The organism is Isoptericola sp. AK164, from assembly GCF_029643425.1.
In the GTDB taxonomy this organism is placed as follows: Bacteria; Actinomycetota; Actinomycetes; order Actinomycetales; family Cellulomonadaceae; genus Isoptericola; species Isoptericola haloaureus.
In genome coordinates, this window is sequence record NZ_CP119106.1 from 2004455 (window position 1) to 2028671 (window position 24217).

General features: G+C 70.9%; 20 protein-coding genes. 11 read left to right on the forward strand and 9 right to left on the reverse strand.

Features of this window, described 5'->3' with window-relative positions; translation table 11 throughout:
- The first annotated feature begins 8 nt into the window (after positions 1-8).
- The 3 genes from PO879_RS09325 (at position 9) to PO879_RS09335 (ending at position 4522) form a co-directional block, all read left to right on the forward strand.
- Positions 9-2243 carry a hypothetical protein gene (locus PO879_RS09325; RefSeq protein WP_278234630.1) on the forward strand — a complete coding sequence of 745 codons (2235 nt, stop codon included), beginning with the start codon at positions 9-11 and terminating at the stop codon, positions 2241-2243.
- 327 nt (positions 2244-2570) lie between these two features.
- Positions 2571-3017 carry an alternative ribosome rescue aminoacyl-tRNA hydrolase ArfB gene (gene arfB / locus PO879_RS09330; RefSeq protein WP_278234631.1) on the forward strand — a complete coding sequence of 149 codons (447 nt, stop codon included), beginning with the start codon at positions 2571-2573 and terminating at the stop codon, positions 3015-3017.
- Between the two features lie 47 nt (positions 3018-3064).
- On the forward strand, positions 3065-4522 hold the full coding sequence (locus PO879_RS09335; RefSeq protein ID WP_278234632.1) for a DUF234 domain-containing protein: 1458 nt from the start codon (positions 3065-3067) through the stop codon (positions 4520-4522).
- Between the two features lie 2 nt (positions 4523-4524).
- On the opposite strand, the gene PO879_RS09340 is transcribed toward PO879_RS09335, so the two are convergent.
- Positions 4525-4887 (reverse strand): rhodanese-like domain-containing protein, encoded by a 363-nt coding sequence (locus tag PO879_RS09340; RefSeq protein ID WP_278234633.1) that lies wholly within the window; start codon positions 4885-4887, stop codon positions 4525-4527.
- Positions 4888-5111: 224 nt separating this feature from the next.
- A complete protein-coding gene (locus PO879_RS09345; RefSeq protein ID WP_278234634.1) occupies positions 5112-5777 on the reverse strand; it encodes a DsbA family oxidoreductase in 666 nt (221 codons plus the stop codon).
- 170 nt (positions 5778-5947) lie between these two features.
- Between PO879_RS09345 and PO879_RS09350 the strand changes: the two genes are divergently transcribed.
- Positions 5948-6898: a zinc-binding dehydrogenase gene (locus PO879_RS09350; RefSeq protein ID WP_278234635.1), complete on the forward strand. Its 951-nt coding sequence runs from the start codon at positions 5948-5950 to the stop codon at positions 6896-6898.
- A gap of 107 nt (positions 6899-7005) precedes the next feature.
- Positions 7006-7917 carry a hypothetical protein gene (locus tag PO879_RS09355; RefSeq protein ID WP_278234636.1) on the forward strand — a complete coding sequence of 304 codons (912 nt, stop codon included), beginning with the start codon at positions 7006-7008 and terminating at the stop codon, positions 7915-7917.
- Here the strand turns inward: PO879_RS09355 and PO879_RS09360 are convergent.
- Together PO879_RS09360 and PO879_RS09365 are read right to left on the reverse strand one after the other, a co-directional pair.
- Entirely contained in the window at positions 7881-8495 is a 615-nt protein-coding gene (locus tag PO879_RS09360; RefSeq protein WP_278234637.1) for a DUF6580 family putative transport protein, read from the reverse strand. The genes PO879_RS09355 and PO879_RS09360 overlap by 37 nt on opposite strands.
- Complete coding sequence (locus PO879_RS09365; RefSeq protein WP_278234638.1) at positions 8492-8953, reverse strand: DUF4430 domain-containing protein; 462 nt, start codon at positions 8951-8953, stop codon at positions 8492-8494. The genes PO879_RS09360 and PO879_RS09365 overlap by 4 nt, the downstream gene beginning before the upstream one ends.
- Before the next feature lie 124 nt (positions 8954-9077).
- Between PO879_RS09365 and PO879_RS09370 the strand changes: the two genes are divergently transcribed.
- The gene (locus PO879_RS09370; RefSeq protein WP_278234639.1) at positions 9078-10103 is read left to right on the forward strand and encodes a pyridoxal-phosphate dependent enzyme; all 1026 of its coding nucleotides are present in this window, start codon (positions 9078-9080) and stop codon (positions 10101-10103) included.
- The gene (locus PO879_RS09375) at positions 10100-11311 is read left to right on the forward strand and encodes an amidohydrolase (protein WP_278234640.1); all 1212 of its coding nucleotides are present in this window, start codon (positions 10100-10102) and stop codon (positions 11309-11311) included. Before PO879_RS09370 ends, PO879_RS09375 begins: the two co-directional genes overlap by 4 nt.
- Here PO879_RS09375 and PO879_RS09380 read toward each other — a convergent pair.
- On the reverse strand, positions 11308-13434 hold the full coding sequence (locus PO879_RS09380) for a DNA topoisomerase IV subunit B (RefSeq protein ID WP_278234641.1): 2127 nt from the start codon (positions 13432-13434) through the stop codon (positions 11308-11310). The two genes, PO879_RS09375 and PO879_RS09380, sit on opposite strands and share 4 nt — an antisense overlap.
- A gap of 174 nt (positions 13435-13608) precedes the next feature.
- Between PO879_RS09380 and PO879_RS09385 the strand changes: the two genes are divergently transcribed.
- Positions 13609-13791 carry a hypothetical protein gene (locus tag PO879_RS09385; RefSeq protein WP_278237500.1) on the forward strand — a complete coding sequence of 61 codons (183 nt, stop codon included), beginning with the start codon at positions 13609-13611 and terminating at the stop codon, positions 13789-13791.
- Between the two features lie 218 nt (positions 13792-14009).
- Positions 14010-14777 carry a hypothetical protein gene (locus PO879_RS09390; protein ID WP_278234642.1) on the forward strand — a complete coding sequence of 256 codons (768 nt, stop codon included), beginning with the start codon at positions 14010-14012 and terminating at the stop codon, positions 14775-14777.
- A 121-nt stretch (positions 14778-14898) separates the two neighbouring features.
- On the opposite strand, the gene PO879_RS09395 is transcribed toward PO879_RS09390, so the two are convergent.
- The 3 genes from PO879_RS09395 to PO879_RS09405 form a co-directional block, all read right to left on the reverse strand.
- Positions 14899-16497 (reverse strand): RNA polymerase sigma factor, encoded by a 1599-nt coding sequence (locus PO879_RS09395; RefSeq protein WP_278234643.1) that lies wholly within the window; start codon positions 16495-16497, stop codon positions 14899-14901.
- Positions 16498-16727: 230 nt separating this feature from the next.
- Entirely contained in the window at positions 16728-17072 is a 345-nt protein-coding gene (locus PO879_RS09400) for a universal stress protein (RefSeq protein ID WP_278234644.1), read from the reverse strand.
- A 9-nt stretch (positions 17073-17081) separates the two neighbouring features.
- Positions 17082-18278, reverse strand: a complete 1197-nt coding sequence (locus tag PO879_RS09405; RefSeq protein ID WP_278234645.1) for a DUF4192 domain-containing protein — start codon at positions 18276-18278, stop codon at positions 17082-17084.
- 109 nt (positions 18279-18387) lie between these two features.
- On the opposite strand from PO879_RS09405, the gene PO879_RS09410 reads away from it, so the two are divergent.
- Positions 18388-18969 carry a hypothetical protein gene (locus tag PO879_RS09410; RefSeq protein ID WP_278234646.1) on the forward strand — a complete coding sequence of 194 codons (582 nt, stop codon included), beginning with the start codon at positions 18388-18390 and terminating at the stop codon, positions 18967-18969.
- Positions 18970-18972: 3 nt separating this feature from the next.
- Here PO879_RS09410 and PO879_RS09415 read toward each other — a convergent pair whose 3' ends face one another.
- On the reverse strand, positions 18973-19992 hold the full coding sequence (locus tag PO879_RS09415; RefSeq protein WP_278234647.1) for a helix-turn-helix domain-containing protein: 1020 nt from the start codon (positions 19990-19992) through the stop codon (positions 18973-18975).
- A gap of 86 nt (positions 19993-20078) precedes the next feature.
- Between PO879_RS09415 and PO879_RS09420 the strand changes: the two genes are divergently transcribed.
- Positions 20079-24158 (forward strand): S8 family serine peptidase, encoded by a 4080-nt coding sequence (locus PO879_RS09420; RefSeq protein WP_278234648.1) that lies wholly within the window; start codon positions 20079-20081, stop codon positions 24156-24158.
- Positions 24159-24217: the final 59 nt, after the last annotated feature.

A 24217-nucleotide genomic window follows, 5' to 3' on the forward strand; every position in this document is an offset into this window, starting at 1 on the left:
GGAGTCCAATGACTACCGGTATCCCAATCGAGTTCATCTGGCAGGCGATCAAGGACACTGTTCGCGATCTGGAAGAGAGTGGCCGAAAGCCCGTCGGTGCGACAGTAAAGGCACGATCGCAAATCGCACTCGGACAAAAGATCATTGAGCCCGACTATGGCTTTCGCAATTTCAAAGAAATCGCTACTGCGGCAGATCAGGCCGGATATGTGAAGATTGCGTCACTACCAGCCGACACAGACTTTACCCTCGCGAGCCGGAACATCGAATTCGACATGCTGAGAAAAGTCGTTACGCACATCGTCGAACGTGGCGGTGACGCGCTCGGCTCTCGAACAAAGCCTTTACTCACGGAAGCTCTAGGTGGCACATTTCACGAGTCGGCATTAGGATTTCGCACCTTCAAAGAGTTCTGCGTAGCCGCCCAAGAGGCGGGCTACGTAGGTATTGTCGACGATCCTCAGCAGTCAGATTTTGAACTTGAGCGACCGCAGCAGGTAAAGTTGAGTCCGCCTACCCAACCCACTAATTCCGGCAACGTCGACACACCGGACACAGTTCCGCTCGAAGAGGCATTCGAAGAGTTAGAGCGAATTGCGCGAGAAAAGCATCAGGCAGGAAAGCCCCTACCCGCAAGCTCGGCAAAGGACAACTTGCTAAAGCACAAGCCTGGATTCAGTGAGAAGCGACTGAACTACCAGCGCTTCACCGATCTCCTCCGCGACGCCGAACAGGCAGGCTACGTCACGCTCAGAGAACGCCCCGGGCACGGCAAAAGTGTAATCGATGTGTATCCGCCTGTGCCGGAAGGTATTGGTTTTGCCGACATTAGATTTGGGTTTGCGTCGGCAGGAGCAGAGAGCGTGCGCAATCCAACCTTGCTACTCGAGGGATTCTACGATTTCCGCGGGGTTACAGAAGCGGTGCTCAACGGTAGCGAATATCTAGTTCTCGGACATAAGGGGTCCGGGAAATCAGCAATCGGCGAGCATCTCGTACAGAAAGCCGATCACGACCCCACGCTGTTCGTCGACTACATTGACCTGAAGGACTTTCCGTACGGCACCCTTTCGCAGCTCGCGGACGATGACTCCTCGCAGCAGATAGTTCGAATCAGTTGGCGATGGCTGCTTTTACTCAGGGTCTTCCAGACGATGCAAGATGACGCTGGCGCGAACCCACTGGATGCCAATGAATGCCAGAGGCTGGCAAAAGATCTGCGGAAGCAAGGATTGATTCCCAGTAGAAACTTGTCCGATCTAAGCCTCAGATCTGTCAGTCTCGCCCTCAAGGGCGGCCTTAGGGATGTAGCGGAAGCGTCCGCTAGCGCCGAGTACTCGACTCGTCAGGTTCAGCTCACTGACGCCGTCGGCAGGCTTGAAAGGATTGCGAACGGCTTCCAAACGCAAAGTCGGCACATCCATGTGATTGACGGTCTGGATGAGTTGATCAACCCTGGCGACAAAACATATTCGTCGCTGTCGGCATTACTAGGTGAGATCGAGTCACTGAATGATGCGTTCTACAGAAGCGACAGCATGGTAAAGATTGTTCTGCTTTGCCGGTCGGATCTGTATGAAAGACTGACAAGTCCGAACAAGAATAAACTCCGGCAGAACTTTGCAATCAATCTGCGGTGGTCTCCGGAGGTCCTAAACGAAGACATCGACGATGCTACATTGAACGGACTCATATCTCATCGAGCAAGGCTCAGTGGATACGTCGGCAAGGACCCGGTCCGCGATCTACTCCCACTCAAGGCTCCCGACGGTACGGACATGTGGTCTTACCTAGTTGAACATACGCGCCGGACACCGCGTGACTTGATAAGCCTGCTGACGAGGATCCAGAAGAAGGCCGGGCGGGGCGCCGTCACGTCGAATCATATTCAAAGATCCTTGAATGACTACTCGTCGGAATATTTCGTCCCCGAACTCAAGGACGAGTTGGAAGGATACATTCAGCCGACCCATATTGAGAGCATCTTTGGCGTTCTATCCGCCCTCAGAAAGCGTTCATTCCTGCTGAGCGAATTGCAGGACATCGCTACGGCGCAAGGCTCGGATGTTTCCATAGCGGAGGCCGTTCAGGTGCTTTTTGAATGCTCTGCGCTTGGTCACGACCGGAGCACGGGCGGTAGAGTTCACGAGTTTCGATTCATGAATCCAAATCTGTCGTTTAATCCTCAAGTTCCGATACTTGTGCACCGTGGAGCGTGGTGGGCGTTGAACCTCGCGAGCTAGGAGCTAGTGGAACGTCAATCTCACTGCGAGGCGAAACAGATGCCTGCAACCGTCGACGCCTCCTAGTAGCGGATTCGGTCTTAGTCACGTTCATCGGCGAATCGACTAGAGTTGCGCCCCCCGGAACAGGCATCGACGCTGTGTCGGCTCTGATGAATACCGCCAGCCCCTGGGTCCACACATGCATGACTCGTGAATACCCCAGCCCATCGGTCCCAGCGATCTGGAGGGCGACGTGCGGACACAGCACAATGGCGCCTAGCCCATCCGGTTCACTGGGGGAGCAAGGACGTGCACGGCGCGCACCGACCACGTCACGATAGGGGTATGCCCTCACCGACCCGCCACGGACTCGTCGTCAGCCCGTCCCTGACGATCCCTCGGGCCGAGCTGACCGAGCGGTTCTCGCGGTCCTCCGGCCCCGGCGGGCAGGGTGTGAACACCACCGACTCCCGGGTGGAGCTGTCCTGGGACGTCGAGCGCTCGGCGGTGCTGAGCCGCGTCCAGCGGGAGCGGATCGTCGCCAGGACGGGTCACCGGCTGGTCGACGGCGTCCTCACGGTGACCGCGTCCGAGCATCGCGAGCAGCGCCGGAATCGGGATGCTGCCGCGCACCGTCTGGCAGCGCTGGTCGCCGACGCCGTCGCGCCGCCCGGCCCCGCGCGTCGTGCGACCCGACGCACCCGCGGGTCCCAGGAGCGGCGGCTGAAGGCCAAGAAGCAGCGGTCCGCAACGAAGCGGATGCGCTCGTCCCGGCCGTCACGGGACGACTGAACGCGCCCACATCTGGCGCTTTACATACATCACCGTATGATACAAGCGTGACCACTAATCCGCGGGTTCCCTTCTACGGCCGCTCCGACGTCGTCGCGGCGCTGACGCAGCATCTCGAAGCGGTCCGAACCCACGGCAAGGGGCGCATCGTTGCGATGCGAGGCCGCCGCCAGGTCGGCAAGTCCACGGCGGTCGACACCTTCGTGCGCGGTACCGACGTGCCGTACGTCTTCACTGCAGGAACCCTCGGCGCGCCGACGCGCACCCAGGTCGCCGAAGCGACCGAGGCGCTCACGTCGTCGACCCGACCGCTGCCCGGCACCGAGATGGTCGGGGGCCTCCCCCTGCGCACGTGGCGCGACTGGTTCCGCGCGGTCGAGGCCGCAGCACGCCGGGGGCCGACCATCGTCGTGCTCGACGAGTTCCCCTGGGCCGTCGCCGCCGACCCGTCTCTCGAGGGCACCCTCCAGAACCTCTGGGACCAGACCCTGGAAGGGCTTCCGGTGCTGCTCATCCTGGTCGGGTCCGACGTCGCGATGATGGACCGGCTCTCCGAGTACGGCCGAGCGCTGTTCGGGCGCGTCCGCCCGCTCGTCGTCGACCCGCTCAACCCGGCGGAGATCGCCCAGGCGCTCCCCGACGCCACACCGACCGAGGTCTTCGACGCCTACCTCGTCACGGGCGGCTACCCCCGCCTCGTCACCGACCTCGCACGGTCGGGAGGCAGCGTGCCGCGGTACGTGGCCGATTCCTTCGCCGACCTGTACAGCCCGCTGGTCTCGACCGCACGATTCACGCTCGACGCGGAGTTCCCCGACTCCCCCGCCGCTGCGCGGGTGCTGGCGGCGATCGGCGCGGACGAGACCACCACACCCCGGTTCAACGACCTCATCCCCGCCGGCCTCGAAGACTCCGAGGTGACGCGCTACCAGACCAGCACCACCCGGGCACTGCGCGTCCTGACCGACGACAAGCGGCTCGTCACGAAGGACGTTCCCGCCTGGTCGCCCGAGAAGGGACGGCTACGGCGGTACCGCGTCACCGACCCCTACCTGCGCTTCTGGTTCCGCTACGTGGAGCGGAGCCTGGAGCTGATCTCTCGCGGACGGGCCGATCACGCCTTCGGTCGCTTCGAGCGGGACTGGTCGTCCTGGCGAGGGCGCAGCATCGAGCCCGTCGTGCGTGAGTCCTTCGCGCGCCTCGCTCCGGACGACGCTCGCCTCGAGAGCATCGAGGGCGTCGGCGCCTGGTGGACCCGTGACGGGCAGACCGAGGTCGACCTCGTCGGGACGTCCCGCGAGCGCACCGTTCTGCTCGGGACCATCAAGTGGCGCCCCGACGGCGAGATCTCCCGCCGCGAGATCACGCACCTGCGCAGCGTCACCGGCACGGTGCCACGCAGCAGCGACGCCCTCATCGCCGCCATCAGCCCCGGGGGACGACCGGTCGACGGCGCCGATCTCACGCTCGGCGCGGCCGACCTGCTCGGCGCCTGGCCGGTCTGACGTCAGTCGACGATCGCGAGCCCGGTCTCGTCGGCCGCCTCCTGGACGCTGCCGGCGTTGACGACGTCGTCGAAGCCCTGCGCCTGCAGGAAGTCGAGCGCGGCGCCGGCGCGGTTGCCCGAGCGGCAGTACAGGACGTACGAACCGTCCGGGTCGAGCTCGGCGAGCTCCTGGGTGGCGTCCGGCGACTGCACGTCGATGTTCAGCGCACCCTCGAGGTGGCCGCCGGCGAACTCGGCCGGCGTGCGGACGTCGATCACCACCGTCCCGGTCTCCAGCGTCGCGGTCTCGCCTTCACCCGACGGCGCGCACGCGGCGAGCGCCACGGTTCCCGCCAGCGTCAGCCCGATTCCCAGCATCGACATCCTGACCATGCTCACTGCTCCCGTCTGTCGTCGGACGGAGTCGGCCTCCGTCCCCGGGAGCATCCTACCCGATACCCCTAGGGGTATCTAGATCGAGATCACCGTCCTCCGCACGCGACTCCGTCTCGCCGGCCTGCCCGGCCACGGGCGAGCAGACGCCGGTGACCGCGTCGCACACCGCGGCGTCGTCCGCCGTCACGAACGTCAGCGGCCCTGCGGCGCGATCAGGCATCGACCTGCTCCCACGCCTGCGCGATCGCCTGGCCGTAGGCCTCGGTCGGCACGGCGCCGGGGATCCCGAGCCGGCGGTCCAGCACGGTGAACGGCACGCCGCGAGCACCCAGCGCGATCGCCTCGTCGTGCTCGGCGCGTACGGCGTCGGCGTAGCGGTCGCCGGCGAGCACGTCGCGGATCTCGGCCTCGGGGATGCCCAGCTCGGTGCCGAGCCGCACCAGCGTGTCGGCGGCGAACGCCTCCGGGTCGCCGCTGAACAGGGCCGCCTGCATGCCCGTCATGTACTGCCAGCCCACACCGTGCTCGTTGCCCAGGTGCACCAGGCGCAGCATGTCCAGGGTGTTCTGCACGGGGTGGTTCGGTGCGTAGGCGAGCCCCTCGGCGCGGGCCAGGTCGGCGACCTGGTCCTCCATCTGCCGGGCCTGCTCGACCGGCAGGCCCTTCTTGGCCGACAGGTAGTCGACGACGGGCGTCGGCTCGGCCGGGAAGTCGGGGTCGAGCTGGAAGGTACGGATCTTCACGTCGATGCGGTCGGCCTGGGGCGAGTCCTGGATCGCGGCCTCGAGGCGCGCGTCGCCGATGTAGCACCACGGGCACAGGACGTCGGACCAGACCTCGATCTCGAGGCGGGTGTCGGTAACGTCGGTAGCAGTCACGGTCCGTACAACTCGTGTCGCATCGATTCATTCCGCGATCGAGCGGCCGGACCGACGAGTTCGCGCCCGGGTGTGAGGCGCGTCTCATCGCCCCGATTCCGGTGGCGGTCGGCAGACCCAGGCATAGCGTGGGCCAATAAGGAAACCCCACTGAACAAAAGGAGACTGCCATGCGCGCCTGGCGATTCCACGGCACCCACGAGCCGCTCACCCTCGAGGAGGTGCCGGAGCCCGAGGCCGGGCCCGGCGAGGTGGTCGTCGACATCAAGGCCGCCGGGGTCTGCCACTCCGACGTCAGCGCCCTGGACGACGAGACGTGGATGCCCCTGTTCCCCCAGCTCCCGGTGACGCCCGGTCACGAGAACGCCGGCGTCATCAGCCAGGTCGGCCCCGGCATGGAGCACTGGACGGTGGGCGACCGCGTCGGCCTTTCGCCGCTCACGGGCGACGGGTTCGCCCTCGGGTACGGCACGTGGGACGGCGGGTTCGGCGAGAAGCTGCGCGCCACCGACGAGAACCTGGTCCGGCTCCCGGACGAGGTCAGCTTCGAGATGGGCGCCATGGCCACCGACGCCGGCCTGACCTCGTACCACGCGATCGTCACCGCCGGTGGGCTCGAGCCCGGGATGCGGGTCGGCGTCATCGGACTCGGCGGCCTGGGCTACATCGGCGCCCGCGTCGGCGTCCTCAAGGGGGCCGAGGTCTACGGCGCGGACATCAGCGCCGGTGCCCGCGAGCTCGCCGACGAGATCGGCCTGGCCGGGGTCGCCGAGTCCATCGAGGAGTTCGCGGACAAGAAGCTCGACCTCATCGTCGACTACGCCGGGTTCGGCACCACCACGACCGGAGCGCTGAACACGCTGGCCGAGTTCGGCACCTTCGTCCAGGTCGGCATGGGCAAGCTGGAGTTCGAGATCAGCACCTACCCGATCATCATCAACCAGCTGACGATCAAGGGCTCGAAGTCCGGCACCAAGCAGGACCTCGTCGAGCTCTACGACCTCATGCGGTCCGGCGACCTCAACCCGCCGGTCAACCACCTCACCCACGACGAGATCCCCGGGGCCATCGACCGGCTCCGCGAGGGCGGCGTCGTCGGTCGGCTCATCGCCACCTACTGACGACACGGGTCGCGCCCCTGCCGGACGGCGTCGGAGGTCCGGCGGGGGCGCGTCGCCGTCCCTCCCGGGGTCCGACGGCGGCACGCGGTGTGGCATCATGCCTAATCATGACTGGATCAGCGCCGCCCCAGCCGATCTCCCCCACCCGTGCATTCCTCCTGGGCGCAGGCGCCGCCGTCGTCAGTCTGCTTCCCTGGATCCTGGCCGGATGGCAGCCGTCGTGGCCGACCTACCCGAACACGCCCGACCTCTTCGTCCACACGTTCCTGCCGTTCTCGCCGGACCTCCTCGCGCTCATGCTCGGGGTCGTCGTCCTGCCCGGCGCGATCGTCGGCGTCGCCCTCCGCCGTCGCGCCACAGCGATCCCGGGGCGCGTGGACGCCGCCGCGACCGCCGGACTGGTCCTGGTCATCGCCGGCGCGGCACTGCAGAGCGTCGCGGTGACGGCGCCGAGGCTCCGACCGGAGACGTCCGGTCTGCTCGATGTCGCCGTCGGCCTGGCTGCCGTCGCGGTCGCGCTCGCGATCTCCGTCCTCGTCTCCCGAGTACTGGCCCGCCGCACCGTGCCGGCCGCCACCGTCGCCGCCGCCGCTGGTGCCGCGGCTGCCGGGTACTGGCTCGAGAGCGTCCTGCACATCCCGTGGGTCTGGGGGCTTCAGCTACCGGACGAAGTCGTCGTCACGCTCGCCCTCATCACGCAGATCGTCCCCGCCGTCCTCCTCGGAGCCGCCCTGGCGTGGTGCGGCTGGACGCCCCGACGTCGGCTCTGGGCCTGGACGGTCGCCCTGCTGATCGTCTGGGTCGGTCAAGCCGTCCTGGACACGACGACGTACTGGTTCGTCACCACGCGGTCGATGGGTTCCTCGAGCCCCGCGCAGTACGTCGGCGTCGCCCTGGACGGCCTGGTCTGGAGCCTGCCGTACGCCGTCGCAGCGGTCCTGGTCGGTATCGTCGGCCGCCTCGTCCTACCCCGCCTCCAGCGCTACCGCGAGAAGGACGCCACCGCGCCGACGGCGTGAGCCCGCTCGAGCCGCTCCACCAGCGCCACGACGGCGGCGGCGACCGGCACGAGCACGAGGTTGCCGAGCAGCATGGGACGCAGGAACGGCAGCCCCGCCACGTAGCTGGCCAGCAGCCCGTCCAGACCCGCCGGGTAGAAGGTGCCGCGGCCCTGCAGCCAGACACCGAAGTTCGTCCAGAGGTAGAACACCAGCGAGGAGCCGACGCCGAACCCGAGCGCGGCCACGACCCGGCGACCGCCGCTCGACCGGCGGGTCCACCAGGCGCCGACGCCGATCGCGGCCCACGCGGTCCACGTGAACAGCAGGATCGCGGAGTTGGTCAGCAGCACGTCGCTGATCGCGACCACGACGAGCGGCGCGAGCATCGCCAGACGGTGCCGCAGCAGACCGGCCGCCGCGAACGCGGCCGCCGTGGACAGCTCCAGGTTCGGCGGGGCGCCCAGGTCGTCCTTGACGACCCGCCACACGATCGCCGCCACGACGAGCAGCACGGCGACGGCGGGCCGCCACCAGCGCTCGCCGAGCTCGCGCAGGCCCAGGTCCGGCGTCGTGCCGTCGGCAGGTGCGTGGCTCATTCCTCGATCTCCTCGAGCTTCCACTGGATCTCCTGACCGTCCTCGGTCTCCAGCGAGCCGGCACCGACCTGGGCCATCTCGCCGTCGACGGACAGCGCCCAGAACTCGTCCTCGTCCGCCGCGTGGCCCTGGATCCCGGTCACGTAGGCCATGTCGCCCTCGCCGGTCACCTCCGCCTCGGGGTCGGCCTCGAGCAGCAGGTCCAGGGCGGTCTCCCCGTCCTGGCCGGGGTAGGTGAGCTCGGTGACGTCCTCGGACGACTCCTCGGCGTCCTCCGCGTCAGCGGAGTCCTCGGCGTCGGACGTCTCCTGCGTGGCGGTGACGGAGGCCGAGGTGTCCGCGGGGTCGGCGGCGGGAGTGTCGTCCTGCCCGCAGGCGGCCAGCAGGCCGACCGACAGAGCACCGGCCGCAGCGGCGGAGAGCAGGCGGGTCGACGTCGTACGCATCACGATCTTCACGTCCACGAGCCTAGCCCGCGCCCCCCGCTCTTCCCTGCCCCGTGCCGCCATCCGGACGGCTCGCGGGTGTCCGGACCCCCGCTGTGGTGGACCTCACGGTGCGCGCCCGTCGATGATGGGCCACGTGACCCGATGGTTCAGCGCACCCGACGCCCGCACCTGGAACGCGCCGACGACGCACGACAGCCCGCGCGACTTCCACCGCACGCTGCCCGGCTACTCCCCCACGCCGCTGGTCGAGCTCCCCGAGCTCGCTACCGAGCTCGGGGTGGGTCGCTTGTTCGTCAAGGACGAGTCGTCCCGGCTCGGACTGCCCGCCTTCAAGATCCTCGGCGCCTCGTGGGCCTGTCGGCAGGTGCTGGAACGGCAGCCGGGCGCGGAGCTCGTCACGGCGACCGACGGCAACCACGGCCGGGCCGTGGCCCGCACGGCCCACCAGCTCGGCGTCCCCGCGACGGTCTTCGTGCCCGACGTCATGGAGCAGGCGACCCAGGCAGCCATCGAGGCCGAGGGGGCAAGCGTCGTGCGGCTCGACGTCGGGTACGACGACGCGGTCCGGGCCGCAGCGGACTACGCGGACGCCGCCGACACCCGGGCGCTGGTGCAGGACACCGCCTGGGAGGGCTACACCGACGTCCCCGCCTGGATCGTCGACGGCTACGGCACCCTGCTGGAGGAGGTCGACGAGCAGCTGGGCCGTGCACCGGACCTCGTCGCCGTGCCGGTGGGCGTCGGCTCGCTCGCCGAGGCCGTGGTGCGCCACTACCGGCGGCCGGACGCCCCGCACCCGAGCGTGCTGTCCGTCGAGCCCGACACCGCGGCCTGCACGCTGGAGAGCCTCGCCGCGCACGAGTCCGTGACCGTCCCGACGGGCTCGACGGTGATGGCGGGCCTGAACTGCGGCACCGTCTCCAGCACCGCCTGGCCCGTGCTGCACGCCGGCTGCGACGCCGCCGTCTCCGTCGGCGACGACGAGGCCGAGCGGGCCGTGGCCGACCTCGCGGGGCTCGGCGTCTCGTCCGGTCCCAGCGGTGCCGCCACCCTCGCCGGGGTCCGCGCCGCGCTGTCCGAGCCGGAGCGCCGCGACGCGCTCGACCTGCCGACGCACCCCGTCGTCGTCCTGCTCAGCACCGAGGGAGCCCCGGCATGACCGCGAGCGCCAGCGGCCCGGCCACCCCCGGCCCGGGCGACGTGCCCGCGGCGCTCGTCGAGCGGGCCCGGGCCTGGCGTCACGACCTGCACCGCATCCCCGAGACGGCCTTCGACGAGTACGCCACCGCCGACTACGCCGCCCGCGTGCTCGACGGGCTCGGGTACGACGTCGTCACCGGCGTGGGCGGCACCGGGGTCGTCGCCTCGCTGACGCGCGGGTCGGCGACGCGGACCGTGGGGCTGCGCTCCGAGCTCGACGGGTTGCCGATCACCGAGGCGAGCGGCGTCGAGTACGCCTCGACCCATCCGGGCGCGATGCACGCCTGCGGCCACGACGGGCACCTGGCGATGCTGCTGGGTGCTGCCGCGCTGCTCGCCGAGGACGGCGGGTTCGACGGCACCGTCCGGGTGATCCTGCAGCCGGCGGAGGAACCCGGGCGCGGGGCGCGGGCGATGCTCGAGGACGGGCTGTTCATGCGGTTCGGCGTCGAGAGGCTGTTCGGGATCCACAACATCCCGGGCCTGCCCGCCGGGACCCTGCACACCCGCCCCGGACCGATCATGGCCGGCGAGGACAACTTCACCATCGCGGTCCGCGGACGCGGGGGCCACGCCTCGGCACCGCACCTGGTGGTCGACGCGCTCGTGGTGGCCGCCGAGATCGTCGTCGCGCTGCAGCACGTCGTGGCACGCAGCGTCGACCCCGTGCACACCGCCGTGCTGTCCTGCACCGACCTGCGCACCGACGGGGCGCGCAACGCCATCCCGACGCACGCCACGATCACCGGCGACACCCGCAGCTTCGACCCGGACGTCAGCGCCCTGCTGGAGCGCCGCATCCTGGAGATCAGCCAGGGCGTCGCCGCCGCCCACGGCGCCGCGGTCGACGTCGAGTACACCCACGAGTTCGAGCCGACCGTGAACGACGCCGACGCCGTCACGCTGGCCGGGCGCGCGGCGCGGCGGGCCCTCGGCGTCGAGCAGGTCGACGTGGCCGCCGCGCCGATCATGGGCAGCGAGGACTTCGGGGTGCTGGCCCGCCACGTACCGGCGTGCCTGGTGTTCCTCGGCAACGGCACTGCGCCCGGCGCGGGCGGGGTGCCGCTGCACAGCGCCGACTACGCGTTCAACGACGACGTGCTGGCCGCCGGCATCGCCTTCTACCGCGAGGCCGTCGTCGAGAGCCTGGCCGCACCGACCCCTTAGGCGTCGATCTGGGCGCGGTCCAGGGCATTCGCCCCGGCGACGATGAACTCCTTGCGCGGCGCGACGTCGGACCCCATGAGCAGGTCGAAGACGCGCTCGGCGGCCTCGGCGTGCTCCACGGTCACCCGGCGCAGCGTGCGGTGGCGCGGGTCCATCGTCGTCTCGGCGAGCTGGTCGGCGTCCATCTCGCCCAGACCCTTGTACCGCTGGATGTCGTCCTTGTAGCGGCGGCCGGCCTTGTCGAGCTTCTTCAGCGTCGCGTTGAGCTCGGCCTCGGAGTAGGTGTACAGGTACTCGCCCTTGCGGCGGCCCGAGCCGAGCACCTCGATCCGGTGCAGCGGCGGCACGGCGGCGAAGACGCGGCCCTCGGTGAGCAGCGGGCGCATGTACCGGTAGAACAGCGTCAGCAGCAGCGTGCGGATGTGCGCGCCGTCGACGTCGGCGTCGGTCATCAGCACGACCTTGCCGTACCGCGCGGCGTCCAGGTCGAACGAGCGACCCGACCCGGCGCCGAGCACCTGGATGATCGCGGCGCACTCGACGTTGCGCAGCATGTCGCTGATCGACGCCTTCTGGACGTTGAGGATCTTGCCGCGGATCGGCAGCAGCGCCTGGAAGTCCGACGAGCGGGCCAGCTTGGCCGTGCCGAGGGCGCTGTCGCCCTCGACGATGAACAGCTCGGAGCGCTCGACGTCGTCGCTGCGGCAGTCGGCGAGCTTGGCCGGCAGCGAGGAGGACTCCAGGGCGTTCTTGCGCCGCGAGATCTCCTTCTGCTTCCGGGCGGTGACCCGCGCGCGCATCTCGGCGACGACCTTGTCCAGCAGCAGCGCGGACTGCGCCTTGTCGTCGCGCTTGGTCGACGTCAGCAGCGCCTTGAGCTCGTTCTCCACCACGCGCGAGACGATCTGGCGCACCGGCGCGGTGCCGAGGACCTCCTTGGTCTGGCCCTCGAACTGCGGCTCGGCCAGGCGCACGGTGACCACGGCCGTCATGCCGGCCATCGCGTCGTCCTTCTCGATGCGCTCGGCGGAGTCCTTCGTGGAGACCTTCAGCCGGCGGGCGTTCGCCTCGACCTGCTTGCGGATGGTCTTGAGCAGCCCCTGCTCGAACCCGGTGCGGTGCGAGCCGCCCTTGGGCGTGGCGATGATGTTGACGAAGGTGCGCAGCTCGGTCTCGTAGCCGACGCCCCACCGCAGCGCGACGTCGACCTCGCAGTCGCGCTTGACCTCCTGGGAGGTCATGTGGCCCTTGGAGTCCAGGACGGGCACCGTCTCGGTGAAGGAGCCCGAGCCCTGCAACCGCCACGTCGAGGTGACGGGGGTGTCGGGCGCGAGGAACTCCACGAAGTCCACGGCGCCGCCGGAGTGCTGGAAGACCTCCTCGTGCGGGCCGGACTCCCCCGGCGTGCCCGGCAGGCCGCGCTCGTCGCGCACGGTGATCTGCAGGCCCGGCACGAGGAACGTCGTCTGGCGCGCCCGCGTGACCAGCTCGTCGTAGGAGAACACCGCCGACTTCGGGAAGATCTGCCGGTCGGCCCAGTAGCGCACGCGGGTGCCGGTGCGCTTGCGCGGCGCCTTGCCCACGACCTCGAGCTCGGAGTGGTCGACGAACGGCTCGAACGGGGCCTCCGGCGTCGGACCGGTGGCCGGGTCCGCGAACGTGCCGGGCTCACCGCGGTGGAACCGCATGCCGTAGGTCTTGCCGCCGCGGTCGACCTCGACGTCGAGGCGCGAGGACAGGGCGTTGACGACCGAGGCGCCCACGCCGTGCAGGCCGCCGGAGGCCGTGTACGAGCCGCCGCCGAACTTGCCGCCGGCGTGCAGCTTGGTGAAGACCACCTCGACGCCGGACAGGCCCGTCTTGGGCTCGGCGTCCACGGGGATGCCGCGGCCGTCGTCCTCGACGGTCACCGAGGAGTCGAGGTGCAGGACGACGCGGATCGCGGTGGCGTGGCCGCCGAGCGCCTCGTCGACGGAGTTGTCGATGATCTCCCACAGGCAGTGCATCAGGCCGCGGGAGTCGGTGGACCCGATGTACATGCCGGGTCGCTTGCGGACCGCCTCGAGGCCCTCGAGGACGGAGAGATGGCGTGCGGTGTAACCGGACTCGGACGTGGCTGTCACGCGCACGAGGGTAGCCGAGGCCGCTGACAGCGCCGCCCAGGCGCCCCGCAGGAGCCCGCGATCGTGACCCGAACCGCGATTCGCCGGGAGCGAACCGGGCCCCCGTCCGGGAAGAATTCACGGGCGAGATGGTTTGATGGTGGCGTGAGCACTACGACCGAAGACACGACCCAGATGACCGCCGCCGACCGCTGTGACCGCTGCGGGGCCCAGGCCTACGTGCGTGTCGAGCTTCCCAGCGGGGAGCTGCTGTTCTGCGGCCACCACGCCCGTGCCCACGCCGACGCCTACCGGTCCGTGGCCACGCACATCCAGGACGAGACCGATCGTCTGCACGCCGAGCACGGCGCCGGCTGACCACGCGCCGTCCCCGCCGGGGACGCCCCGAGACCACGAGGGCCCCGCACCGTTCGGTGCGGGGCCCTCGTCGTGCCGTCACCGGTTCCCGGCCTTCGTCCTGGTCGTGCGGGTGATCCGGACCCTGCCTAGCGTGAAGACGACGTCGACCGGCTCACCCACGGTCCGATCCTGGATCTCGCCGAGCTGCTCGACGAGTACTCCCGGGGGTGGGACCGATGCGTCTGCTCGGAAGGGTCGTCAGGTTCGCGTTCGCGATCGTCGCCGCGGCGTTCCTCGCTGCCGCGGCGTCCGCGCCGGCCGCCGCGGCGGACGTGTCGCCCGGCCCCGGCCAGCCGAGGGTCGACGGCTTCGTGACGGTGAACGGCGACGTGGCGCCGCCGGGCCTGCGCGTCGCGGTCGTCGCCCTCGACGGCGACCAGGAGACGCGGTGCGGCGACTTCGTCACCGGCGAGGGTGCCACGTTCGAGCTCATCCTTCCCGCCGAGTGCGGCCCGGGCGCGACCGCCGTGTTCCGTGTCGACACCGGGACCCAGTCCGACACCGTCGTCGAGATCACCGAGGACCAGCGGTTCACGACCACCGTCGACTTCCAGCTCTCGGCCACGGAGCTGGTGTCCCTCGGGATCCAGCCGAGCACCACGCCCGAGGTCGCAGTGATCTCCAGCTCTCCCCTGCAGGGGACGGACCTCCGCGTCGTCGTGCTGAGCACCGTCATCCCGGCGACCCTGCTGCTGGTCGTCATGGTGCTGATGAAGGCCAGCTTCTGGCGACGCGGCACGTCCTCCGGCGGCGGGTCGACGCCGGAGGACAAGGGGGACGGCACCTACCGCTCCCAGATCGAGGGCATGGTCCTGGTGATGGTGGTGCTCGCGGTCATCCTGCTGGGAGTCACGGACAAGATCGGCTCCGACGGACTCGTCTCGGTCCTGGCGGCCATCGTCGGGTACACGGTGGGCCGGCAGGTCGGCGCCCGGTCGACGTGACGCTGAGCCGCAAGAGGTTGCCGCCCTCGTTGTGGGCATGAAATATGCCGCCCTCCCAGCGGGAGAGCGGCATATTTCATGCCCACAACGGGTCGGTGGGGCCGACGAGCGCGCCGACGACTCAGTCGAGGTAGTCGCGCAGGACCTGCGAGCGCGACGGGTGGCGCAGCTTCGACATCGTCTTGGACTCGATCTGGCGGATCCGCTCACGGGTGACCCCGTAGACCTTGCCGATCTCGTCCAGCGTCTTGGGCTGGCCGTCCTGCAGGCCGAACCGCATGGAGACGACGCCGGCCTCGCGCTCGGAGAGCGTGTCGAGCACCTGGTGCAGCTGCTCCTGCAGCAGCGTGAACGACACCGCGTCCGAGGGCACGATCGCCTCGGAGTCCTCGATGAGGTCACCGAACTCGCTGTCGCCGTCCTCGCCGAGCGGGGTGTGCAGCGAGATGGGCTCGCGACCGTACTTCTGGACCTCGACGACCTTCTCGGGCGTCATGTCGAGCTCCTTGGCCAGCTCCTCCGGCGTGGGCTCGCGGCCCAGGTCCTGGAGCATCTGGCGCTGCACGCGGGCGAGCTTGTTGATGACCTCGACCATGTGCACCGGGATACGGATGGTGCGGGCCTGGTCGGCCATCGCGCGGGTGATCGCCTGCCGGATCCACCAGGTGGCGTACGTCGAGAACTTGTAGCCCTTGGTGTAGTCGAACTTCTCGACCGCGCGGATCAGACCGAGGTTGCCCTCCTGGATGAGGTCCAGGAACAGCATCCCGCGGCCGGTGTACCGCTTGGCGAGCGAGACGACGAGTCGCAGGTTCGCCTCGAGCAGGTGGTTCTTGGCGCGGCGGCCGTCGTGCGCGATCCAGCGCAGGTCGCGCCACATCTTGCGCTCGTCGGCCGTGGCCTTGGTGCGGTCGAAGTCGGCGTAGTCCTGGGCGAGGCGCTCCTCGGCGAACAGACCGGCCTCGATGCGCTTGGCGAGCTCGACCTCCTGCTCGGCGTTCAGCAGCGCGACCTTGCCGATCTGCTTGAGGTAGTCCTTGACCGGGTCGGCCGTGGCGCCGGCGGTGACGACCTGCTGCGCGGGTTGGTCCTCGTCGTCGGTGTCGGAGACGACGAAGCCGCCGCCCTCCTCGTCCTTCTTGCCCCGGCCGAGCTTGATGCCGGTGACGTGGATCTCGCGCTGCTGGTCGCCGGACTCCTCGTCCTCGACGGGGACGCCGTCGGGCTCCGGGGCCGGCTTGTGCGCCTTGGCGGCCGCCTTGCGGGTCGTGCCCGTCCCGGCAGCCTTCTTCGCGGCCGGCTTCTTGGCCGCCGGCTTCTTCGCGGCGGGCTTCTTGGCCGCCGGCTTCTTCGTCGTCGACGTCGTCGAGCCGCTGTCGTCGGCGGGCGCGTCGTCCGCGGGCGCGTCCGCCGACGACGTCGACTTCTTGGCAACCGACGTCGACGCCGGGGCCTTGGCCCGCGTCTGGGTCTTGGTGGAGGAGCTGGCCGCCGCGGCGACCTTCGCCGCCATGGGCACGCCGACCTCGACACCGGCGCCCGCGAAGGCGCGCAGCACCGCCTTCAGGCGCTTGGGGTCACCCACGGACGCGTGCTCGCAGGCAGAGCGGAAGCTCTCCGCGTCGACACGACCGTTCGCGGTGCCGCGGTCGAGCAGCTCCTGCAGGGCAGGGTGGTCGAACTCTCGGGGCAGCGGGGGGTTCTGCGCAGTGGACGCCACAAACCGACCTTTCGGCGTTCGAGGAAGACGGTGGACCGCCGTCGGAGCCTGGGGCGAGGGCCTCTCGACTCGGCGGAATACCTCTATTGTACTGGCGACACCTGGGAGGACGGTCGCTCAGGACCGTCGCCGCCTCGCCGCGGCCCACCTCCCTGGTACGTCATCGGTGGTCACGCAGGTGAACACCGGATGTCGTGCCGTGTATTCCCCGCGAGGTCAGCGGCGCGTCGTCACGGTTTGACGGCCAGCACGGGGCAGGGAGCCTCGAGCAGGATCCGCTGCGCACCGGAGCCCAGGATGAGCTTGCCCACAGGGCTGCGACGTCGCAGCCCGATCACGATGAGCTCGGCCCGGGCCTCGACGGCCTCACGGACCAGGTCCTCCGCGAGGTCGCCGGTCCCCGGGACGACGGCGTGCTCGACGCCGGCCGCCTCGAGCCGCTGCACGACCTCCTCGACCCCGTTGCCGGATCCGATGACCACGAGTCGCGTCCCGCGCTGCGCCGCCTCCGCCTCGGCAGCCGCCAGCGCCTTCGCGCCCTCGGGAGTGCTCAGGTGTCCCACGACGATCGCCATGGCTGCACGCTACCGGACGTGACCGCCCGCGGGCCTCCCCCGCGAGCCGTCGGCCGCCTGCTCCGCGCGCACCCATCCCGGCGGCAGCCCGGCCACCACGACACCCTGCACGAGTCGCGCGAGCCGGTAGTCGGCATCGGCGTCCAGGGCGTCCTCGACCCGGCGGGCGGCGCGCGGACCGTCGCCCTGCCACCAGGCCAGGAAGGCGAGCAGGGTCAGCGGCGCGACCTGCAGGCGTCGCGGCACGTGCGCCACCACCTGCTCGAGCACGGCGCAGCCGCGGCGCACCGGCGCCGGGTCGGGCGCGACGGCCCGGTCGGCGTCGACGACGGCGGAGATCGCGCGGGCCGTGCGCGCCTCGTCCTCGAGGCCCTCCAGGGCCGCCCCGGCGGCGTCGTCGCCGTGCGGCACCAGGCTCAGCAGCGCCGCGTCGCGGACCCGCCGGTCGGCGAGCCCCGCTCCCACCCGGCCGAGCAGCGCGGGCCCCAGGGGCGTCGGCGCCGGGCCCGCCGGGTCGTCGACCTGCCGCAGCGCCGCCCGCCACGCCGCCCACGCCTCGTCCCGCCAGCCCCGGGCGCCGTCGTCGTCCCCGGTCGTCGGGCGGCACGCCTCACGCCGCCGCGCGGCCCGTGCGGACAGCCCGCGTGCTGCGGTCGGGGCGGGCGGGATCCGGAACGCCTCCTCGGCCGAGCCCGCGAGCGCCCGGCCGGCGAGCACGTGCGCGGCGCCGACGTCCCCGTGCTCGAGCGCCGACGTCGGGAACCCGCCCGGCGGGCAGCAGGCGGGGTCGTCGCAGTCGAGCCCGCGGTAGGACTCGGGCGCCACGTGCCAGCTCTCCACCCGGACGGCCGGGTCCACGACGCGCCGGACGGCCTCGACACGGTCGGACACCGCGGTGGCCTCCCCCGCGGTGTAGAGCACCAGCAGGCAGAAGGCCGGGTCGACGTCGGCCACGGCCCGGGCCAGCGGCTCCAGCGCCTCGGGGCCGGCCGCGCCCGGGCCCGCCGCACCTCCGGGGCCCGCGATCCCGGCGAGGTCGGCCAGGCCGACGCGGGCGACGAGCCCGAGGCGTCCGGACGCCGTCACGCAGGCCAGGACGACGGACTCGGCGGGCCGGAAGCCGAGCCGGTACGGGACGGCGGCGAGCAGGTCGTGGGCGTCGCGCAGCCGGATGGTCTCGGGGGTGGGTTCGCAGGTGGTGGTCATGGCTCGAGCAGACCGTGCGAGGTCGTCGTCCCGCACGGCCCGGCGTCCCCGGTGGGGCCACGGTGGGGACGCGCGCGTTCTGGGGGTGAGCGCCGACTACGGTGTCCCCGTGCCCACGACCTCGCGCCAGCGCACCGCCCGTTCGGTGGGCCGGCGTGTGTCCGCCGCCCTGATGGCCGCCGCCCTGGCCGCGCTCACCGGCGGCTGCGACGCGTTCGGCAGCGACGGACCGAGTCCGGCGACCGCCGCGAGCCAGGCACCGACGCCGACCCCCGCCGACACCCCCACCGCGCTGCCGTCGTTCGACCCGTCCTCCGCCGTCGGCGACTACGCCCGCGGGTTCCCCACCGAGCTGCTCGGCGCACCGCAGCAGGCGACCGTGCTCGCCAGCTCGGCGCTGCCCGCCGAGAACGGCCTCGTCGAGGTCTCCCTGAACCTGGCGACCACCCAGCCGCCGCGCAAGATCGTCCAGCGCTACGCCCGCCGGCTGGACGAGGCCGGGTTCGCCGAGGCCGACGAGGTCGAGGCCTCGGGCCTGGCCGCCCGGTCGGTGTTCACCCGCACCCGCCAGGGCGAGGACGCCGTGGAGACGGTGCTGATCGGGGTGCTCGACGACGGCGAGCGACGACTGGTCTCGCTGTCCGGCACGGTCGCGGCCGACCCCGAGGACGCCGACGCCGCCGAGGACTGACGACTACAACCAGCCCTGCCGCGCGGCCACGACGCCGAGCTGGAGCCGGGTGTCGACGTCGGCCCGCTCCATCAGGGTGCGGACCTGGCGCTGGACGGTCCGCATCGACACCCCGAGCCGGGCGGCCACCGTGCGGTCGGTCAGGCCGGCGTTGAGCAGCTGCAGCAGGTACCGGTCGGCGGGTTCGAGGTCGGCGTCACGGGCGACGGCGGGCGACGGCTCGTCGTCGTCCTCGCCGAGCGGGGACGCGCTGCGCCACGTCTGCTCGAACAGGGCCGTCGCCATGTCGAGCAGCCCCCCGGCCTGCAGCAGCAGGGCACCGCCGGACTGGTCCCGGCTGCTGGCCGAGAACGGCACCATCGCGATCCGTCGGTCCACGACGAGCAGGCGGGTCGGCAGCGAGCGCACCAGCCGGACCTGCGCGCCGCGCTCGACGGTGGAGCGCACGGCCTCGATCACGCCCTCGCGCTCGACCGCCGGGCGCTCGATGACGAACCGGTAGGCGACCCCGCGCGCGAGCGCGGCCTCCTCCTCGACGTTCTGCGAGGGTTCGACGACGGCGACGTCGCCGCGCACGAACTCCAGCACCTCGGCCCGGGCGGAGCGCTGCAGCTGGTTGAACCGCTGCCGCACGGCCTCGCTGCCGCGGACCACGTCGACGGCGTCCTCGGTCTGCCGCGGCGCGGCCTCCCGGTAGACGGCCTCCAGCCGGCTCAGCTCGGTCCGGGCACGGCGGGTGCGCTCCTCGTGGTCGAGGAGCAGCGAGGCCAGGGCCACGTCCGGCGGCGCCGCCACGTAGCGGTCGTACCGGGCACCCGACCGGGCGACGAGACCCAGCGCCTCGAGCCGGTCGAGCTGCTCCTGGATCGCGTGACGTGCGACACCCGTGCGCACGGCCAGCTCGGCGGCGTCGGCCGAGCTGCGCCCGAGGAGCTCCTGGTAGACGCGCAGCTGGGCGTCGGTGATCCCGAGGACGTCGAGCGTCATGCCCTCTCCCGTGGTGTCGACAACCTGCCATGTCATATTTACGCCAGCATACCTCAGGGTTTGCCGTGTCATGATTCTGCAACCCCGTTTCCGAGGAGCACCCCATGTCCCTTCATCGAAGGATGCTGCGACCCGCAGGCATCACGCTCGGTCTCGCCCTGGCCGGGACGACGCTCGTCGCCCCCGCGAGCGGCGCCCCCTCCCCCGACGCGGCCGACGTCGCGCAGCGGCTCACCGACGCCCAGCGCCAGACCCTCACCCAGGCCGGCGACCTCAGCGTCCCGAGCACCGTCGTCGACACGGACATCGACACCACGTCGAGCGAGCCCGTCGAGGTGATCGTCCAGCTCGCCACCCCGCCGGCGACCACCGCGCTCGCCCTGGCCGAGGCCGAGGGCCGCGAGCTGACCGGCAAGGAGGCGCGCGCCGCCGTGAAGGCCTCCCAGCAGGCGCTCGACAGCCTGCTGAAGGACACCGCGGCCGAGGACGAGCGCCGGGCCGCGCAGCGCCCCTCGGTGCGCCAGCAGTACACGCAGGCCTTCAACGGCGCCGCCGTCGAGCTGCCCGCCACCGACGTCGAGGCGCTCGCCGCCTCCGACGAGGTCGCCGCCGTGTGGGCCAACGACACCTGGACCGTCGACCTGCCCGAGACCGCCGCGGCCGCCGTCGGCGCCTCCGCGGAGACCGACGACGTCGCCACGCTGCACGGCGAGGGCCTGACCGGCGCCGGCGTCAAGGTCGGCGTCCTGGACACCGGCATCGACTACACCCACCCGGCGCTCGCCGACGTCTACCAGGGCGGCTACGACCTGGTCGACGACGACGACGACCCGATGGAGACCACCTACGCCGACTGGCAGGAGGCCGGCGGGGCCGAGAAGGACCGCAACGGCAACACGTACTACACCCAGCACGGCACCCACGTGGCCGGCATCATCGCCGGTACCGACGAGCGGGGCTCCTGGGGAGCGGCCGGCGTCGCCCCCGAGGCCGACATCTACGCCTACCGCGTGCTCGGCCCGTTCGGCGGCGGCACCACCGAGGACATCCTCGCCGGCATGGAGCGCGCGCTCGCCGACGGCATGGACGTGGTGAACATGTCCCTGGGCGGCAACGTCAACGACACGCAGAGCCCGCTGTCGATCGCCGCGAACCACCTGACCCTCGCCGGGGTGACCACAGTGCTGGCCGCCGGCAACTCCGGCGCGAACGGCGCGTTCTCGCTCGGCTCCCCGGCCGCCGCCCAGCTCGCCCTGACGGTCGGCGCGAACGACTTCGCGATCGAGGTCGCCACGCTCGGCGCCACCGTCGGGACCGCCGGGGCCGACCTGCAGCTCCTCGCCCGACCGACCCAGGACACGATCGCGGAGCTCGACGGCACCACGGCCACGATCGTGGACGCCGGCCTCGGCAAGGCGTCGGACTACCGGTACTACGACAGCGGCTGGCAGGACGTCGCCGCCGAGGGCAACGTCGTGCTGGTCCAGCGAGGTGCGATCTCCTTCCAGGAGAAGATGGAGCGCGCCGCCGACAAGGGCGCCGCCGCGCTGCTGATCGTCAACAACGACCCCGACGAGGAGCACCCGCCGTACTACTTCGGCGAGTCGGACACGTACGTGCCGACCTTCTCGGTCACGACCGCCCAGGGCGCCGCCCTGACCGCGGCCGTCGCCGACGGCGCGGAGGTCACGTTCTCCGGTTACGGCACGACGACGACCGGTGGCGGCAACCTCGCCGACTTCAGCTCGCGCGGGCCCGCCAAGGGCAACGGCGACATCAAGCCCGAGGTCACCGCCCCCGGTGTCAGCGTGCTGTCCGCGATCCCGGCGCACATGGTCGACCCCGAGAACCTCGACGACCACTCGACGGCCTACGCCCGCCTGTCCGGCACGTCCATGGCGACGCCGTACGTGGCCGGCAGCGCCGCGCTGATGCTCCAGCACGACGAGGACCTCGACCCGATCGAGCTCAAGGCCCGCCTGATGAACACCGCGGACCCGCTCGACGAGGACCACAGCGTCTTCGCGATCGGCGCCGGCGAGGTGGACCCGTACCAGGCGGTGCACGCGGACACGTTCCTGCTGACCGCGGAGAAGGCCAGCACCCTGGCCCAGCGGGACGTCACCACCGCGACCGGCAGCACCCCGTGGTCGGCGGCGTCCGCCGACGACGCCGAGATCGGCAGCGACCTGAGCTTCGGCGTGCACGCCCTGGGCACGGAGCTCTCCGACTCCCGCCGCCTGGAGATCGTCAACGAGTCCACCGAGCGGGCCCGCTACACCGTCGACGTCGTGCTCGACCAGGGCGTCGGCACCCGGGACGCGGCCGCGCAGGGCGTGACCGTGTCGACCAAGCACCAGGTGCAGGTGGCGGCCGGCGGCTCCGGCACCGTCCGCGTCGACCTCGACGTCCCCGCGACGGCGGAGGCCGGCACCTACGGCGGCTACGTCGTGGTCACCCGCGAGGGCGACGACGGCGAGGGCTACCGCGTGCCGTTCGGGTTCCGGCTCACCGAGACCGGCTTCGCCGACTTCACGTTCGTCAAGCAGGTCATGACCACGAACGTCACCGACGTGCTCGCCCCGCAGCTCGAGTGGGGCTTCGCGCTGGAGAACCACCTGCGCACGGTCGACTTCTTCGTCGCCGACACCGAGGGCCGCGACGTCGGCTACATCGGGTCCCTGGACACGGTCGCCGCGGCCGAGGGCGTCATGTACGGCCCGTTCGGCTGGATCGGCGGCTACTACGAGCTCACCGGTGACCGTGACTTCCCCGTCAGCCACGCGCTGAGCACGATCGAGCCCGGGGCGCACGTCCTCAAGGTCGTCGGCACCGACGACGCCGGACGCACCTTCTCGGAGTCGGGCACCTTCTTCGTGGACAACACGGCACCGGAGATGGTCGTCGACCGTGAGGGCGACGTCATCGAGGTGCCGTCCGGCGAGTCCTCCTACGCCATCGGCGGCACGCTCGTCGACGGCGAGACCGCGGCGATGCGTGCGGCCGGCCTGGACGTCGACCAGAGCGCCAACCGGTTCCTCGCGTACACGTACTCGGCGTTCATGCCCTCGGACCAGATCCGCCCCGAGGCCGACGGCGCGTTCTCCTACACGTCCTCCTTCGGCCCCTCCCCGATGGCCACGCACCGCTACCGCGGCATCGACGCGGCCGGGAACGTCGCCGACCAGCTGGAGTACACCGTGCTCACCGCGGGCGACGCGTACATCGACGGCCAGAACGACGTCGAGTACGTCGCCCCGGGCGAGGACCTGACGACGACGTTCACGCACCACCACGCCGAGGACCTCGGCACGGTGCGGGTCACCTTCCGCTACGACGCCGCACGCACCGAGGTGGTCGACGTCCGGCCCGCCGAGGGCCTGGCGGCCTACGGCGACCCGACCGTCGAGATCGAGATCCCGGAGGCCGACTCCGGCCTCGTCCAGGCCTCCGTCACCCTCACGTTCGACGGCGAGACGCCGGCGACCGCCGAGGAGCTGCCGCTGCTCGACGTCGTCACCCGCACCCTCGAGGACGGCCCCTGGTCGCAGACCGCCGGCCCGGTCACGGTCTCGGTGTACGTCCACGACGCCGAGGGCGGGTTCGTCCGCACCTGGCGCCGCTTCGACGTGGCCCGGAACCTGCCGCAGACCGTGGCCGTCACCGGCACGTTCCTCGCCCAGGGCCTGTTCACCCCGGAGCTCGTCTTCGACCCGGAGCGTGACCACTCCGACGTCGGCGGCGAGGTCGTGCTCACCGCGCCGGACGGCACGTCGACCACCCCCCGGATCACCGCGGACGGGACGTTCAGCGTCCACGTGCCGGTCACCACGGAGCCGTACGTCCTCTCCGCGACCCTGCCGGGCCACCTCGACTACCGCACCGAGGTCACGGTCGGGCACGAGCTCGCCGACGGCCGGGTGCTCGGCACCCCGGCCCAGGGCGTGGTCCAGCTCTACGGCGGCGACGTGACCGGTGACGACGTCGTCGACATCCTCGACGCGCTCGCCATCAAGGACGCGGCAGGCACCGCCGACCGTGCCGCGGACGTGAACGCGGACGGCGTGGTCGACGGCCAGGACCTGACGCTCGTCGAGCGCAACTGGCTGATGCGCAACCCGTCCGCCGAGACCGTCCCGGACCCGCGCGACCGCAAGGGTTCCTGGACTCTGGAGGACGTCCAGGCGGCACTCGCCGGCTGACCCCCCGGCGCCCTCCCGGCCGTGCCCCGGTCACCGTCACGGTGGCCGGGGCACAGTCG

Coding starts and splice junctions, on each gene's coding strand:
- PO879_RS09325 (WP_278234630.1), top strand. CDS start 9: ATGACTACCGGTATCCCAATCGAGTTCATCTGGCAGGCGATCAAGGAC.
- arfB (WP_278234631.1), top strand. CDS start 2,571: ATGCCCTCACCGACCCGCCACGGACTCGTCGTCAGCCCGTCCCTGACG.
- PO879_RS09340 (WP_278234633.1), bottom strand. CDS start 4,887: ATGTCGATGCTGGGAATCGGGCTGACGCTGGCGGGAACCGTGGCGCTC.
- PO879_RS09350 (WP_278234635.1), top strand. CDS start 5,948: ATGCGCGCCTGGCGATTCCACGGCACCCACGAGCCGCTCACCCTCGAG.
- PO879_RS09355 (WP_278234636.1), top strand. CDS start 7,006: ATGACTGGATCAGCGCCGCCCCAGCCGATCTCCCCCACCCGTGCATTC.
- PO879_RS09360 (WP_278234637.1), bottom strand. CDS start 8,495: ATGAGCCACGCACCTGCCGACGGCACGACGCCGGACCTGGGCCTGCGC.
- PO879_RS09375 (WP_278234640.1), top strand. CDS start 10,100: ATGACCGCGAGCGCCAGCGGCCCGGCCACCCCCGGCCCGGGCGACGTG.
- PO879_RS09385 (WP_278237500.1), top strand. CDS start 13,609: ATGACCGCCGCCGACCGCTGTGACCGCTGCGGGGCCCAGGCCTACGTG.
- PO879_RS09390 (WP_278234642.1), top strand. CDS start 14,010: ATGCGTCTGCTCGGAAGGGTCGTCAGGTTCGCGTTCGCGATCGTCGCC.
- PO879_RS09400 (WP_278234644.1), bottom strand. CDS start 17,072: ATGGCGATCGTCGTGGGACACCTGAGCACTCCCGAGGGCGCGAAGGCG.
- PO879_RS09405 (WP_278234645.1), bottom strand. CDS start 18,278: ATGACCACCACCTGCGAACCCACCCCCGAGACCATCCGGCTGCGCGAC.
- PO879_RS09415 (WP_278234647.1), bottom strand. CDS start 19,992: ATGACATGGCAGGTTGTCGACACCACGGGAGAGGGCATGACGCTCGAC.
- PO879_RS09420 (WP_278234648.1), top strand. CDS start 20,079: ATGCTGCGACCCGCAGGCATCACGCTCGGTCTCGCCCTGGCCGGGACG.